Raw genomic sequence first — 14686 nt, 5'->3', positions numbered from 1 at the left:
TGTAGCTGCTCCAGCAAGAATCGCCTCTCACCTTCAACGCCACTACAATGCTCCCCTACCACAGATAAATCTGTCCATAGCTTCGGTAATATGTTTATGCCCGATTATTATCCATGCCGAACCGCTCGACTAGTGAGCTGTTACGCACTCTTTAAATGAATGGCTGCTTCCAAGCCAACATCCTAGCTGTCTAAGCAGTTCAACCTCGTTTTTTCAACTTAACATATATTTAGGGACCTTAGCTGATGGTCTGGGTTCTTTCCCTCTCGGACATGGACCTTAGCACCCATGCCCTCACTGCATACAAACATTTTATAGCATTCGGAGTTTGTCAGGAATTGGTAGGCGGTGAAGCCCCCGCATCCAATCAGTAGCTCTACCTCTATAAAACTATGTATACGCTGCACCTAAATGCATTTCGGGGAGTACGAGCTATTTCCGAGTTTGATTGGCCTTTCACCCCTACCCTCAGGTCATCCCAAGACTTTTCAACGTCAACGGGTTCGGTCCTCCACTTTGGGTTAACAAAGCTTCAACCTGCCCAAGGGTAGATCACACGGTTTCGCGTCTACTACTACTAACTTATGCGCCCTATTCAGACTCGCTTTCGCTACGGATCCGCACCTGAAGTGCTTAACCTTGCTAGTAAAAGTAACTCGTAGGCTCATTATGCAAAAGGCACGCCGTCACCTATAAAGGCTCCGACCGCTTGTAAGCGTATGGTTTCAGGATCTTTTTCACTCCCTTATTCAGGGTTCTTTTCACCTTTCCCTCACGGTACTGGTTCACTATCGGTCTCTCAGGAGTATTTAGCCTTAACGGATGGTCCCGCCAGATTCATACAGGATTACACGTGTCCCGCACTACTCAGGATACTACTAAATTTATGATCTTTACTTATACCAGGCTATCACTGTCTTTGGCTTAGCTTTCCAACTAATTCTAATTCATTACACAAATCATATCGTAGTCCTACAACCCCATTATTGCCGTAACAACAATGGTTTGGGCTAATCCGCGTTCGCTCGCCACTACTAACGGAATCACTTTTGTTTTCTTCTCCTCCGGGTACTTAGATGTTTCAGTTCTCCGGGTTCGCCTCCTCGAAAGGATAACATATCTTCAATATGCTGGGTTGCCCCATTCGGATATCTACGGATCAATCAGTATGTGCCTGTCCCCGTAGCTTTTCGCAGCTTATCACGTCCTTCATCGCCTCTGAGAGCCTAGGCATTCCCCATACGCCCTTAATTAGCTTATGCGTCTTGCTTTAACTTGCTCTTTTAGTTTTTGTCTATAATTATAAAGTAACTAAATAATTATAAACCTCTTTTTTTATCACATAAATAAATTTATGTGCTCGTATTTTTTAATCAATATGTCAATGAACGTTTTCCTTTAATAACAATATAAAATCAATGATCTTAAAACTTTTTTTCATATCATGAATCCTGTGTTTTAAAAACTATCAATCCTTATATCTAAAGAATTGTGGAGAATATCGGAGTCGAACCGATGACCTCCTGCGTGCAAGGCAGGCGCTCTAGCCAGCTGAGCTAATCCCCCATTATATGTCAAAACAAATCCTAAATTAGAATTTAGCCTTACATCTTAATGTGTATTAAACTCTATCTTCTAGAATTTCCTTTCAATATGTCTTAATGAACTTACTTGTAGTCTCAGGCAGACTCGAACTGCCGACCTCTACATTATCAGTGTAGCGCTCTAACCAGCTGAGCTATGAGACTTCTTTATAGTAGTGAGTAATTTGTAATGAGAACTTAGAAATAATCTAAAAACCTATACCTAATACTTAATACTCCGTACTCAATACTAAAAAAATTTATTAATCAACAGCTTAAAAACTAAAAACAACCAGAAAATACTTCCTTATTATATCGTCTTTCTCTAGAAAGGAGGTGTTCCAGCCGCACCTTCCGGTACGGCTACCTTGTTACGACTTAGCCCCAGTTACCAGTTTTACCCTAGGCCGCTCCTTACGGTGACGGACTTCAGGTACTCCCAGCTTCCATGGCTTGACGGGCGGTGTGTACAAGGCCCGGGAACGTATTCACCGGATCATGGCTGATATCCGATTACTAGCGATTCCAGCTTCACGGAGTCGAGTTGCAGACTCCGATCCGAACTGTGATAGGCTTTATAGATTCGCTCCTGGTCACCCAGTGGCTGCTCTCTGTACCTACCATTGTAGCACGTGTGTGGCCCAGGACGTAAGGGCCGTGATGATTTGACGTCATCCCCACCTTCCTCACGGTTTGCACCGGCAGTCTTGTTAGAGTTCCCGACATTACTCGATGGCAACTAACAACAGGGGTTGCGCTCGTTATAGGACTTAACCTGACACCTCACGGCACGAGCTGACGACAACCATGCAGCACCTTGTAAATTGTCCGAAGAAAAGTCTATCTCTAAACCTGTCAATCTACATTTAAGCCCTGGTAAGGTTCCTCGCGTATCATCGAATTAAACCACATGCTCCACCGCTTGTGCGGGCCCCCGTCAATTCCTTTGAGTTTCATTCTTGCGAACGTACTCCCCAGGTGGGTTACTTATCACTTTCGCTTAGCCACTCAGACCGAAGTCCAAACAGCTAGTAACCATCGTTTACGGCGTGGACTACCAGGGTATCTAATCCTGTTCGCTACCCACGCTTTCGTCCCTTAGCGTCAATTAATTGTTAGTGATCTGCCTTCGCAATCGGTATTCTGTGTAATATCTATGCATTTCACCGCTACACTACACATTCTAACCACTTCACAATAATTCAAGACTTGCAGTATCAATGGCAATTTTCCGGTTAAGCCGAAAACTTTCACCACTGACTTACAAACCCGCCTACGGACCCTTTAAACCCAATGATTCCGGATAACGCTTGGATCCTCCGTATTACCGCGGCTGCTGGCACGGAGTTAGCCGATCCTTATTCGTAGAGTACCGTCAGAGCAATACACGTATTGCGGTTTCTTCCTCTATAAAAGTAGTTTACAACCCATAGGGCAGTCTTCCTACACGCGGCATGGCTGGATCAGAGTTGCCTCCATTGTCCAATATTCCTCACTGCTGCCTCCCGTAGGAGTCTGGTCCGTGTCTCAGTACCAGTGTGGGGGATCTCCCTCTCAGGACCCCTATCTATCGTAGCCTTGGTATGCCGTTACCATACCAACTAGCTAATAGAACGCATAGCCATCTTATAGCAATAAATCTTTAATCATCAAAACATGCATTCTAATGATACTATAAGGTATTAATCCAAATTTCTCTGGGCTATCCCTTACTACAAGGTAGGTTCTATACGCGTTACGCACCCGTGCGCCGGTCGTCATCTAGTGCAAGCACTAATGTTACCCCTCGACTTGCATGTGTTAAGCCTGCCGCTAGCGTTCATCCTGAGCCAGGATCAAACTCTTCATCGTGTTGTCTTAAATATTATTCTAAACAATACAATAGGAATTATAATCGTATCTCTTTGATGTTTCTAGTCTTTATTCTTTGTATTTACTATCTCTAGTAAAATACGCGCTGTCAATCAATATGTCTATGAACTTTCTTAATCCCCATAATCACTTAAAAGTAACTCCGAAAATTATTGATACTACCTAAGGAATCGAACCCTAAACTAACTTAAAAATAAGCTAACAAACCAATCTAATTATTTTAATGAACTTGCTTGTTTGGCTAAGCGGATGCAAATATACAACCCTTTTTAATTCTAACAAGCTTTTTCTTAATTTATTTTTTTTATTTTTTCTGACCCTAAAAAAAATCAACCCTCAAAAATAAAACCCGTTTTTATCGGGGCGCAAACATACAACCCTTTTTAATTCTAACAAGACTTTTTTTGATAAATAATAACTTTTTTTATCCCTAAATCAAAAACAAAAAAATAAACCAATTCTCAATGAACGTAACAAAACAATAACCCCGTTTTGCGGGTGCAAATATAGAACTCTTTTCTTCTTGACAAGACTTTTTCAAGAATAAATTTTAAAAAAACACACCTTTATTTTCAAAAGCCTTAGTTTCAATACGCTTACAAAAAAAAAATTCTACAGCGCCCAAACCTCAACTTTAAAAGAACAAACACCACTTTGTTGTTATGGATTTTACATCAGGGCTTATAAAAACCTGAATTTAAAAAAGATAGAAAACGAAGATACTAAAATAAATTAAATTGTAAAGTGTTTTTTATAAAAACTAAACATAAAACTATATACTTGGTTTTATTATATAAGGTTATTTATTCTAAACAATAAATAAACCATAAAGTAAAGCTAGAACGCAACCTATATTCATTATCATTGGAAAAACACGTGTTACCCAATGACTATCGTCTTTAAATACTGCGAGACTAGGAATAACCGAAAAATATCGACCATTCCAGTCCATCGATTTGTAAACAATTATCAAGTTTAACACGAACAAGTTACTGGCGGTCAAAATTCTAGCATGAAAAAACTCATTTGACATAAGAGCTATCACCACAGTCGCTGCATGTGCAAGGTACATTGTGGCTTTAGGCAAATATTGTCTAAACTCTATGAGAAAAACATTAGATACCCAAAAGACATACATAACCTGTAAATACATGGGAGCATTTCCTCCCCAAAATTGAACTTCACCATTACCTGTTACAATAGTCTTCTCCCCTAAACTATCAAAAAACCAAAATACAAGAGCAATCCCCATTAATATAGAGGAAGGCAAACATTTGTACTTTTTCTTTTTTACTTGGGATATTAAAAATCCAAAAGTCTGAAAAAAGAAAAAAATTGCAAACATCCAACTCAATAAAACTCCCCAATCTACTTGCAAGTCATCTGTTACTTTTGAAATAATACATAAGATATTAAAACCTGTTTCTAATAAAATAAGTCTTTTCATATCCGGCCAGTTGTCGGCTTTCTTAAAGAATCGAGATCCAACCAAAGGAAAAACAATTGCTATTAAAATCTCAAAAACATAATGATATTGAGATATTCTTAAAATAAAATAGCAATACCCTAATGATACTATAAAGAACAAAAGAGACGTAACATAAGAGTATAAGATACGTTTTGCATTCGAGTTTGTTGCTTTTACTAACGACATACCACAATGTTTTAAGATGTATTACTAAAGTTACACATAAATTTGATAGAATATGTTCTCGGACCCTAGCGTAAAAAATCTACTACTAAGAAAACCAGTAAAAACAATCTAAAAATACTATGGGGTTGTATTTTTTATCAAAAAAGTGATCTATTTTGTTGTGAACAAAAATATTGAAACTACAACTAAGGCCAACACTAATTCTTTAGGGTATTCAATTCTGCGGTATTAGACCATTTATTTCTAAGATCATAGAAACTAAAATCTAACGCTGATTTCTGTTCTTTTAATGTATTTGCTTGAAAACTTCGTTGTAATATATCTTCGATCCAATAATCTTCTTCTACATTGATCGGGTCATATTTTTCTTTGAGAGAGATACTAAATAATTTAGCTGTATTATTATACCAAAAGGCTCTCCAGCCACTTCTATATTCTTTTACTAATTCGAACATAGTTTTACCAGTTTGACGATAAATTAGTTTAACTAATATCTGACCTTCTGTACGAGTAAGTTTCTTGAGTTCTGCAGTAAACTCCTCTTCCATATATTTCTGGAGAATTTTTATGTATTTTTTTTTCTTCTTTTTTGATTCTATATTTTCTAATCGTTCATTTAGCGTAGTGAGCCGATCTGCTGCCAACTTTGCATAGGGATATACTTTTTTTGTTTTTCGTCTAAGAATAAGATATTTTCTTCTTGCTAACTTGTCCTTAAAACTCAAACGTCCGAGAATAATTACTTCATCAAGATCTATAGATTCACGAGGAATTGTATCACCATCTATTATATAATATTGCACAAAACCGGTACTATCAATTTTTGATGTATTTATTTCTTCTTGATCAGTATTTTGAGATACCCCATATACTGAGAATAATAAAAGGACCGTATATAATAAACGTTTTAGCATAATATAATATGAAACCACTAAAATAATTCCAAAATTAATAATTAAGCTATTGCAAACTATTAAAACATTGTGAATATTATTATTTTAGCATCAAAACAATATAATGGCAAAAAAAAGCATTTTAAATAAAAAGTCTCTTACTTTTCTTGAAAAATATTTAAATAACCCTGCTCCTACCGGATATGAATGGGAGGGTCAAAAAATATGGATGGAATACTTAAAACCGTATGTCGACGAATTTATAACTGATACGTACGGAACGGCTGTAGGTGTTATCAATCCTAAGGCGAAGTATAAAGTTGTAATCGAAGGTCATGCAGATGAAATATCTTGGTATGTAAATTACATTACCGATAATGGTCTTATTTATGTTATTAGGAATGGAGGTAGTGATCACCAAATTGCAACTTCAAAGCGTGTTAATATTCATACAAAAAAAGGAATTGTTAAAGGTGTTTTTGGTTGGCCAGCTATTCATACTAGAAAAGGGTCAAAAGAGCAAGCTCCGACACTAGAAAATATATGTATTGATGTTGGTTGCTCTACAAAAGAAGAGGTCCTAAAACTAGGTGTTCATGTTGGCTGTGTAATAACATATCCTGATGAATTCTTTGTTTTAAATAAAAATAAATTTGTTTGCCGTGCTCTTGATAATCGAATGGGAGGATTTATGATTGCTGAAGTCGCTCGTTTATTAAAAGAAAATAAAAACAAGTTACCTTTTGGCCTGTATATCACTAATTCTGTTCAGGAAGAAATTGGACTTCGGGGAGCAGAAATGATTACGCAAACTATAAAACCTAATGTAGCTATTGTTACAGATGTTTGCCACGATACTACTACTCCTATGATTGAGAAAAAAACTCAAGGAGAAACCAAAATTGGAGATGGACCTGTGATTTCTTATGCTCCGGCAGTTCAAAACAGACTTAGAGAGCTTCTCATTTCTACAGCCGATGATAAAAAAATTCCATTCCAGCGTATGGCATCAAGTAGAATGACAGGAACAGATACAGATGCGTTTGCCTATAGTAATGGTGGTGTAGCCTCTGCCCTGATATCATTACCACTGAGATATATGCATACCACAGTAGAAATGGTACATAAAGATGATGTAGAAAATGTGATTAAGTTGATTTATGAAAGTTTACTAAAAATTAAATCGGGTGATACCTTTAGTTATTTTGAATAATTAATGGTTTGTACTGTGCAAAAAGGTGTTTAATTTTATAACCAAAAACACAATTGTTCTCACATTTTCATTATAAATAAGAAGACAAAATATTAGAATTCTTATAAGTTGCTTTTCAATTTTAATAAGGAAAATACTTCATAAAAAAGCATAACCACATTTTTGTAGATAATAAAATACCCTTCAATGGTTGCTCTAACCATTGAAGGGTATTTTATTAAAACAACTTTACATCTCCTAAATCACATTATCCATTATTTCCTGAACAACATCCGGATTTAATAATGTTGATGTATCTCCTAGATTAGCTGTATCTTTTGAGGCTATTTTCCTTAGGATTCGTCTCATTATCTTACCACTTCTTGTTTTAGGAAGACCTTGAACAAATTGTACTTTATCTGGTTTGGCTATTGGCCCAATAGTTTTGGATACTTGATCCCTAATTTCTGATATTAAACCATCACTAATTTTTTGATTATCATGCAGCGTTACATATGCATAGAGTGCAGTTCCTTTAATATCATGAGGAAAGCCGACAATTGCAGATTCTGCAACAGCAAGATGTTCATTAATTGCATTTTCTATAGGTGCCGTTCCTAAGTTATGTCCTGAAACGATAACAACATCATCTACTCTCCCTGTAATCCTAAAGTTACCACTTGCATCTCGATAAGCACCATCCCCTGTAAAATATTTATTATTATAGGTAGAAAAATACACGTCTTTGTAGCGCTGATGGTCTCCATATATCGTTCTTGCCATTGATGGCCATGGAAACTTAATCGCTAAACGTCCTTCGGACTTTTCTGATTTAAATTGAATCTCTTTACCTTCTTCATCCATAAGTACTGGTTGTATCCCAGGTAATGGTAAAGTGGCAAATGTCGGGCGTGTTGGTGTAATTCCTGCCATTGGAGAAATCATTATCCCTCCTGTTTCGGTTTGCCACCAAGTATCAACAATCGGAGAATTACCTTTTCCTATATTATCATTATACCAATGCCATGCTTCTTCATTAATAGGTTCTCCTACTGAACCCAAAACTTTTAAGGATGACAGGTCATGCTCATTTACTAAATCTAAAGGTTGTTTGGCTAGTGCCCTAATTGCTGTAGGAGCTGTATAAAAGTGGGTTACATTTAGTTTATCACAGATTTCCCAAAAACGACCGTAATCAGGATAACTGGGTATCCCTTCGAACATTACAGTTGTTGCTCCTGCTGCCAGAGGTCCATAAATAATATACGAATGTCCTGTAATCCAACCAATATCAGCGGTACACCAATAGACATCTCCATCATACTTTTTATTTGACGGTGTAGCCGATGACGCAATATGATCACATTGAAATACATTTGCAAATGTATATGTAGTGTATACCATATACCCGCCTATAGTATGCACCATCCCCTTGGGTTTACCTGTAGATCCCGAGGTATATAAAATAAACAATAAGTCTTCTGCATCCATAACTTCTGCCGGACAGTCCTTTGTTACCTTTTGCAATTCATCAAACCAAAATTTATCCCTTCCTTCTTGCATTGGTGTCTCTTCAACAGTTCTTCGATATACGATAACGGTTTCTATTGATGGTGTTTCTTGTAATGCTTCATCACACATTTCTTTTAGTTTAACAGGTTTTTTACCCCTATATACCTCATTTGCAGTAATCAACATTTTGCATTGAGAATCATTAATTCTACTTGCAATAGCCGTACTAGAAAACCCAGCAAACACAATAGAATGCACAGCTCCTATCCTTGCACACGCCAACATTGCTATTGCCAATTCTGGTATCATTGGCATGTATAAACAGACCCTATCCCCTTTTTTAATTCCATTATTCTTAAGTACATTGGCAAAATGGCTTACTTTTACAAAAAGTTGACGATACGTAATATGACGAGATTCTTCATCAGGATCATTAGGCTCCCATATAATTGCCGTCTTATTACCTAGTTTCTCTAAATGTCTATCTAAACAATTCTCGGTAATATTCAATTGTCCGCCTTGAAACCATTTTACTTCTGGTTTAGTAAAGTCCCATTCTAAGGTCTTATCCCAACGCTTATGCCAATAAAACTTCTCAGCAACAGCATCCCAAAATTTCTCAGGATTAGTTATACTTTCTTGATATGCTTCCTTATACTCTGCAAAAGAACGTAATTGTAGGGTGTCTCTTATTTTCATGATCTGTGTGTTTTAATATTTTTTATTCTTTTAATAAATAGTAGTTAATACTTATATTATTTTATTAGTTCATTTACCTCTTCCACTATTTTTTTTATCGAAAATGGCTTAGTAAGGTATTTATCTACTCCCATTTTGAGTCCTTTTTCAATATCTGACACTTTATTTTTTGCTGTTAAAAAAATTACTTTAATATTCTTAGTGCTTTCATTTGACCTTATATACTTTAATGTTTGATATCCATCTACATTTGGCATCATAATATCCAAAAGCACAATATCTGGTATTTGAGACTTCAAAATATCAATAGCCTCACTTCCATCACGAGCTATAAAAACTTCATAATCATTTTTTTTGAATGTAAATTCTAATGACATGACAATATTAGGCTCATCATCTACAATAACAATCTTTTTCTTATTCAAACTTTTTCTTTTTTCTTATTCTTTTTTCTTATTCTTTTTCTTAAATACAAAGCATCTCATTATCTTGGAATTTCTATAATAAAACGAGCTCCTTGTTGATAATTTTTATCTATCCAAATACTTCCTTTGTGTCCTTCTATAATTTGCCTACTAATCGCTAAGCCGAAACCACTACCCAAGGGTTTTTTAGTATTTTGATTTTTTGATTGGTAAAATTTATCAAAAATATATTTCATATCCTCTTTTGGAACTCCTTTTCCATTATCAACCACAATTATTTGAACAAAATCTTCTGTATTCTTATAAGAAATTTCTACAATTCCCTTTTCGTCATCAACAAACTTTATTGCATTTGACAGTAAATTTGTTAGTACTTGTAAAATTCGATCCTCGTCATATCTAGCTGAAAGTCCTGCTACTGATTCCCTTATTTTGATCGTTATATTTCTTTTTTCTGCTATTGTATATATTCCTGATATAGCTTTTTTTATCGTAGCATCGATAGTATTGACCTTTTTATCTAGCAACTCTCTTCCTGAAGCTAATTTTTCAAGATCTAAGATATTATGAATAAGTTTAGACAAGCGTTCTGAATCTTTAAGAATATTATCCAAAAATTGTATTCTAAGTTCATCTACCATATCTCCATTATCAATTAGCACCTCTGAGGCTGCCATAATTGATGTAATAGGTGTTTTTAATTCATGCGCTACAGTATCCAAGAATTCATTTTTGAGTTTATCTTGATCTTTAAGTTCTTCATTTGCCTCTTTTAACTCATCAGTAAGCTTTGTTAATTCTTCTGACTTCTGTTTTAAAAATTTATTGGTGGACAAGGTTTTCTTGTTTTCTTCAAGAATTTCCAACACTTCGACAAGACTAATAGGCTGTTCTTCTACAACACTTGATATTAATATTCTAGAAGATGCACTCCCTATATTTCCTGTCAATAGTTTTTCTGAAAAATTAATTAGTCTTGCATCTGCTTTTTCATTATCCTTAGGAAGGTCATACTTAAGATAAAATAAATCCAATGCTCGGTCTGTCCTTTCTTTACCTAGAAACCTTTTTAAGACGCTACGAATATCAGAAACATAAGCCTCACCTTTCCAAACAAATGCATTTTCTTGTAAAGAATTATAATTACTGTTAACAAACATTTCACCATAATTACGCTCTCTATAATTCCCTTTAAACACCAGAGAAATAATTAAATATGTTCCGATATTAGCAAACATACTCCAAAAAAAAGCATGTGTAACCGGATTTAAAAAGTCAATCCCAAATATGGCGTAAGGCTTTAATAATTCTATTTTAAAAGGCCCCGAAATTATAAAACCTGTGTATCCAAAAATAGTATCAAGTACAAATGGTAAAACCAAAGTGTACGTAGTTATTAAAGTACCAACTATTATTCCTGTTTTTGCTGCTCTAGAAGAACCTCGGTTCCAAAAAAGACCTATAAAAAATGAAGGAGCTAATTGCGCAATGATCACAAAAGATAGTTGACCAATGGCAAATAATGACAATTGAATATTAAAATTAATGTAAAAAAAATACGCTCCTAAAATCAGACAAAAAATAGAAATTCTACGGATATTCTTAATATAATTAGCATTACGTTCTGGATGGCTCCTACTGAATTTATCTAAAAAACCATACGGAATGATTAAATTGTTACTTAACATTGTAGACAATGCTAATGTAGATACTACCACCATAGAAATCACGGCAGAAAAACCTCCTAAAAAAACCAAGGTAGCAAGAAAGACATGCCCGTTATCTAAAGGAAGTAATAATGAATAGTAATCTGGATTAGCAAAATCTCCAAAACTTAACTTTCCTCCCCAAGCAATAAAAACAACAAAAACATTAAACAATAAAAGGTATAAAGGAAAAAGCCAAATTGCTGTTTTGAGATGATTTTCATTTGTATTCTCTATTACCGATAAATGAAATTGCCTCGGTAACAAAAAGATGGCCAAAAATGATAAAAACATCATAAAATACCAATTAACACCCGATTCGAGTGTATCAAACCCTATTAGAGATGCAAAATTCTCTGTACTTGACATTTTATCATATATATCAATGGTTCCGTCATAGAGATAGTAAGTAACATAAACACCGACGACCAGAAAGAAAATCAATTTTATTACTGATTCTAAGGCAACAGAAAAAACTATTCCTTGTTTTCGTTTTGTAGCATCTGTAGTTCTTGTTCCAAAAAATGCCGCAAAAACTGCCATTAAAACTGCAATATAAAATGTAGAGTCATTAAATATTGTTTGTGATACATTAGTAAAACGCCCCGAAATAATATCAAATGTTTCAGAAACAGCTTTAAGCTGTAGTGATATATAGGGAACAATTCCTATTATACATATGAGTGTAACTAATGCCCCCAAAAAGCGATCATTTCCGTATCGAAGTGATATAAAGTCTGCAATACTAGACACTTTATGTTGTTTAGAAATTCTAATAATCTTATTGAGTATGATAACCCATAAAGGAGCGGCGATCACAGGACCTAAATATGTAGTTAAAAAACTAACTCCCGAAGTTGCAGCAATTCCTACACTTCCATAATATGTCCAAGCAGAACAATAAACAGCTAATGATAGTGTGTACACGTATGGATTTGTAATCCATGATCTTTTTGCTTTTTTTTCTGCCCAAAATGCAACTCCGAACAAAAACAATAAGTATACAATAATGATTATTATCAATATATAACTACTCATAAAATCGTTTCAGAATTACAAAAGAAATAATGATTGAAACTCCCCAAATCAGAAAAATGAAAAAGTATAACACAGGAAAACCAAAAATATTCCCTGAATGATTAAACATAAAAATCAGTGGAATATTAAATAAAAATAATAGTACAAGTGATAGCACAACTAATTTTTGTTGATGGCGCTTTTTCATAAATACAATATTTTAAACACGAATTATACTATAACTTTGATTTACAGGTAATTTACAAAAACTCATTTTCTAATAAACTTTTTTTATTAAACCTCACAAGTCTATAGACTTGTGAGGTTTAATAAAAAGTAAATTAATGTCCAGTGGCTTCACCTGCACCACTTGGTATTCTAATATGCTCAACAATTTCTTGAACATCATGAGGCGGTTCTGCTGTAAACTTACTTACCACTAATGAAACAACAAAATTGATAATCATGGCAATAGCTCCAAATCCTTCTGGAGAAATACCAAACCACCATTCACTAGAGGGAGGAAGTGTTTCATCGAACCAACCCAATTTATATTTGATCATATAGAGAAGCATACATAAAATACCTATGACCATACCTGCTATTGCTCCTTCTTTATTCATTTTCTTATAAAATATTCCTAATACTATTGCTGGGAAGAATGATGCTGCAGCTAATCCAAAAGCCAAGGCTACAACTGCTGCAACAAAACCAGGTGGATTAATTCCAAAGTATCCAGCAACACATACAGCTGCTACTGCAGAAAGACGTGCGGCAATAAGTTCACCTTTTTCAGAAATATTAGGCTTAATCATTTTTTTTATTAAATCATGAGATACAGACGAAGAAATTACTAATAATAATCCTGCGGCCGTTGATAGAGCTGCAGCTAATCCTCCTGCTGCTACAAGAGCTATTACCCAATTAGGAAGATTCGCAATCTCAGGATTCGCCAATACCATAATATCTCTATCAACAAACAATTCATTCTTTGTAGCTGCATTAACGTTAGTGATAACACGCTCTCCTTTATCTCCTCTATTTTTACCATCAAAAATGGGTTTGTTTTTATTTCCTTTTACTGAATGACCATTAGTATATTGTACTTTGCCATCTCCATTTTTGTCGGTCCATCCTAATAAACCAGTATCTTCCCAATTCTTAAACCAAGCTGGTAGGTCTGCGTATTGTTTATTTTGGACAGACTCAATAAGATTAGTTTTTGCAAATACTGCTACAGCTGGTGCAGTTGTATACAATATTGCGATAAGTAAGAGTGCATAACCTGCTGATTTACGAGCATCTTTTACACGTTTTACCGTGAAAAACCTTACAATAACATGTGGTAAACCTGCTGTTCCTACCATTAAAGCAAGTGTTATTGCAAACACATCAAGTATAGACTTAGACCCATCGGTATATGCAGAAAACCCTAACTCTGTACTTAATCCGTCTAATTTTTCTAAAAGGTATACCCCAGAGCCATCATTTACAGTTCCCCCAAACCCTAATTGCGGAATCGGATTGCCTGTCATCTGAATTGAAATAAAGATTGCAGGCACCATAAAAGCAAAAATCAAAACACAATATTGTGCTACCTGTGTATATGTAATTCCTTTCATGCCACCCAATACAGCATAAAATAGAACGATAATCATACCTATTATTACACCAGTATTAATATCTACTTCTAGAAATCGTGAAAATACAATCCCTACACCTCTCATTTGTCCGGCTACATATGTAAAGGACACTAGAAGTGCACAGAAAACAGCAACGGATCTTGCCGTCTTAGAATAGTAGCGATCTCCAATAAAGTCAGGAACCGTAAATTTACCAAATTTCCTAAGATAAGGAGCTAATAATAAAGCTAATAGCACATATCCACCTGTCCAACCCATTAAGTATACTGCGCCATCATATCCTGCAAAGGCTATAATACCAGCCATAGAGATAAATGATGCAGCACTCATCCAATCAGCCGCTGTAGCCATGCCATTGGCCAATGGGGAAACTCCTCCACCTGCCACATAAAATTCTTTTGTTGAGCCTGCCCTAGACCATATTGCAATTCCTATATATAAAGCAAAGGTTACCCCTACTAGAATATACGTCCATATTTGAACACTCATA

Annotated in this window: 7 protein-coding genes, 2 tRNA genes and 2 rRNA genes (1 of these 11 cut by a window edge); 1 reads left to right on the top strand and 10 read right to left on the bottom strand. The window is 35.3% G+C overall.

Features of this window, described 5'->3' with window-relative positions; all coding sequences use genetic code 11:
• The 6 genes from DZ60_RS0110985 to DZ60_RS0110960 all read right to left on the bottom strand — a co-directional run.
• Positions 1 to 1262: ribosomal RNA gene (locus tag DZ60_RS0110985) — 23S ribosomal RNA — on the bottom strand; it reaches 1558 nt to the left of the window's first position.
• A gap of 230 nt (positions 1263 to 1492) precedes the next feature.
• Positions 1493 to 1566 (bottom strand) — tRNA-Ala (locus DZ60_RS0110980).
• 108 nt (positions 1567 to 1674) lie between these two features.
• Positions 1675 to 1748, bottom strand: a tRNA-Ile gene (locus DZ60_RS0110975).
• Between the two features lie 164 nt (positions 1749 to 1912).
• A 16S ribosomal RNA gene (locus tag DZ60_RS0110970) occupies positions 1913 to 3434 on the bottom strand.
• The 16S and 23S rRNA genes sit together here with 2 tRNA genes alongside, the layout of an rRNA operon.
• Before the next feature lie 829 nt (positions 3435 to 4263).
• Positions 4264 to 5109 (bottom strand): hypothetical protein, encoded by an 846-nt coding sequence (locus tag DZ60_RS0110965; protein WP_025742122.1) that lies wholly within the window; start codon positions 5107 to 5109, stop codon positions 4264 to 4266.
• A gap of 197 nt (positions 5110 to 5306) precedes the next feature.
• Complete coding sequence (locus DZ60_RS0110960; RefSeq protein ID WP_025742121.1) at positions 5307 to 6023, bottom strand: DUF4294 domain-containing protein; 717 nt, start codon at positions 6021 to 6023, stop codon at positions 5307 to 5309.
• Between the two features lie 103 nt (positions 6024 to 6126).
• Between DZ60_RS0110960 and DZ60_RS0110955 the strand changes: the two genes are divergently transcribed.
• Entirely contained in the window at positions 6127 to 7215 is a 1089-nt protein-coding gene (locus DZ60_RS0110955; protein ID WP_025742120.1) for a M42 family metallopeptidase, read from the top strand.
• Between the two features lie 237 nt (positions 7216 to 7452).
• Here DZ60_RS0110955 and acs read toward each other — a convergent pair whose 3' ends face one another.
• The 4 genes from acs to DZ60_RS0110935 all read right to left on the bottom strand — a co-directional run bounded on the left by acs (position 7453) and on the right by DZ60_RS0110935 (position 14685).
• Entirely contained in the window at positions 7453 to 9405 is a 1953-nt protein-coding gene (acs, locus tag DZ60_RS0110950) for an acetate--CoA ligase (RefSeq protein ID WP_034229433.1), read from the bottom strand.
• Positions 9406 to 9461: 56 nt separating this feature from the next.
• Positions 9462 to 9830 (bottom strand): response regulator transcription factor, encoded by a 369-nt coding sequence (locus DZ60_RS0110945; RefSeq protein ID WP_025742118.1) that lies wholly within the window; start codon positions 9828 to 9830, stop codon positions 9462 to 9464.
• Between the two features lie 59 nt (positions 9831 to 9889).
• Positions 9890 to 12574, bottom strand: coding sequence for a sensor histidine kinase (locus tag DZ60_RS0110940; protein WP_025742117.1), 2685 nt, complete (start codon positions 12572 to 12574; stop codon positions 9890 to 9892).
• A 320-nt stretch (positions 12575 to 12894) separates the two neighbouring features.
• The gene (locus tag DZ60_RS0110935; RefSeq protein WP_025742116.1) at positions 12895 to 14685 is read right to left on the bottom strand and encodes a sodium:solute symporter family protein; all 1791 of its coding nucleotides are present in this window, start codon (positions 14683 to 14685) and stop codon (positions 12895 to 12897) included.
• Position 14686: the final 1 nt, after the last annotated feature.

The sequence above is a fragment of the Aquimarina pacifica genome, assembly GCF_000520955.1.
Classification (GTDB): domain Bacteria; phylum Bacteroidota; class Bacteroidia; order Flavobacteriales; family Flavobacteriaceae; genus Aquimarina; species Aquimarina pacifica.
Note: the sequence above shows the minus strand (reverse complement) of the source record. Positions and strands in the feature narration are given on the sequence as shown.

Coding starts and splice junctions, on each gene's coding strand:
- DZ60_RS0110965 (WP_025742122.1), bottom strand. CDS start 5,109: ATGTCGTTAGTAAAAGCAACAAACTCGAATGCAAAACGTATCTTATAC.
- DZ60_RS0110960 (WP_025742121.1), bottom strand. CDS start 6,023: ATGCTAAAACGTTTATTATATACGGTCCTTTTATTATTCTCAGTATAT.
- DZ60_RS0110955 (WP_025742120.1), top strand. CDS start 6,127: ATGGCAAAAAAAAGCATTTTAAATAAAAAGTCTCTTACTTTTCTTGAA.
- acs (WP_034229433.1), bottom strand. CDS start 9,405: ATGAAAATAAGAGACACCCTACAATTACGTTCTTTTGCAGAGTATAAG.
- DZ60_RS0110940 (WP_025742117.1), bottom strand. CDS start 12,574: ATGAGTAGTTATATATTGATAATAATCATTATTGTATACTTATTGTTT.
- DZ60_RS0110935 (WP_025742116.1), bottom strand. CDS start 14,685: ATGAGTGTTCAAATATGGACGTATATTCTAGTAGGGGTAACCTTTGCT.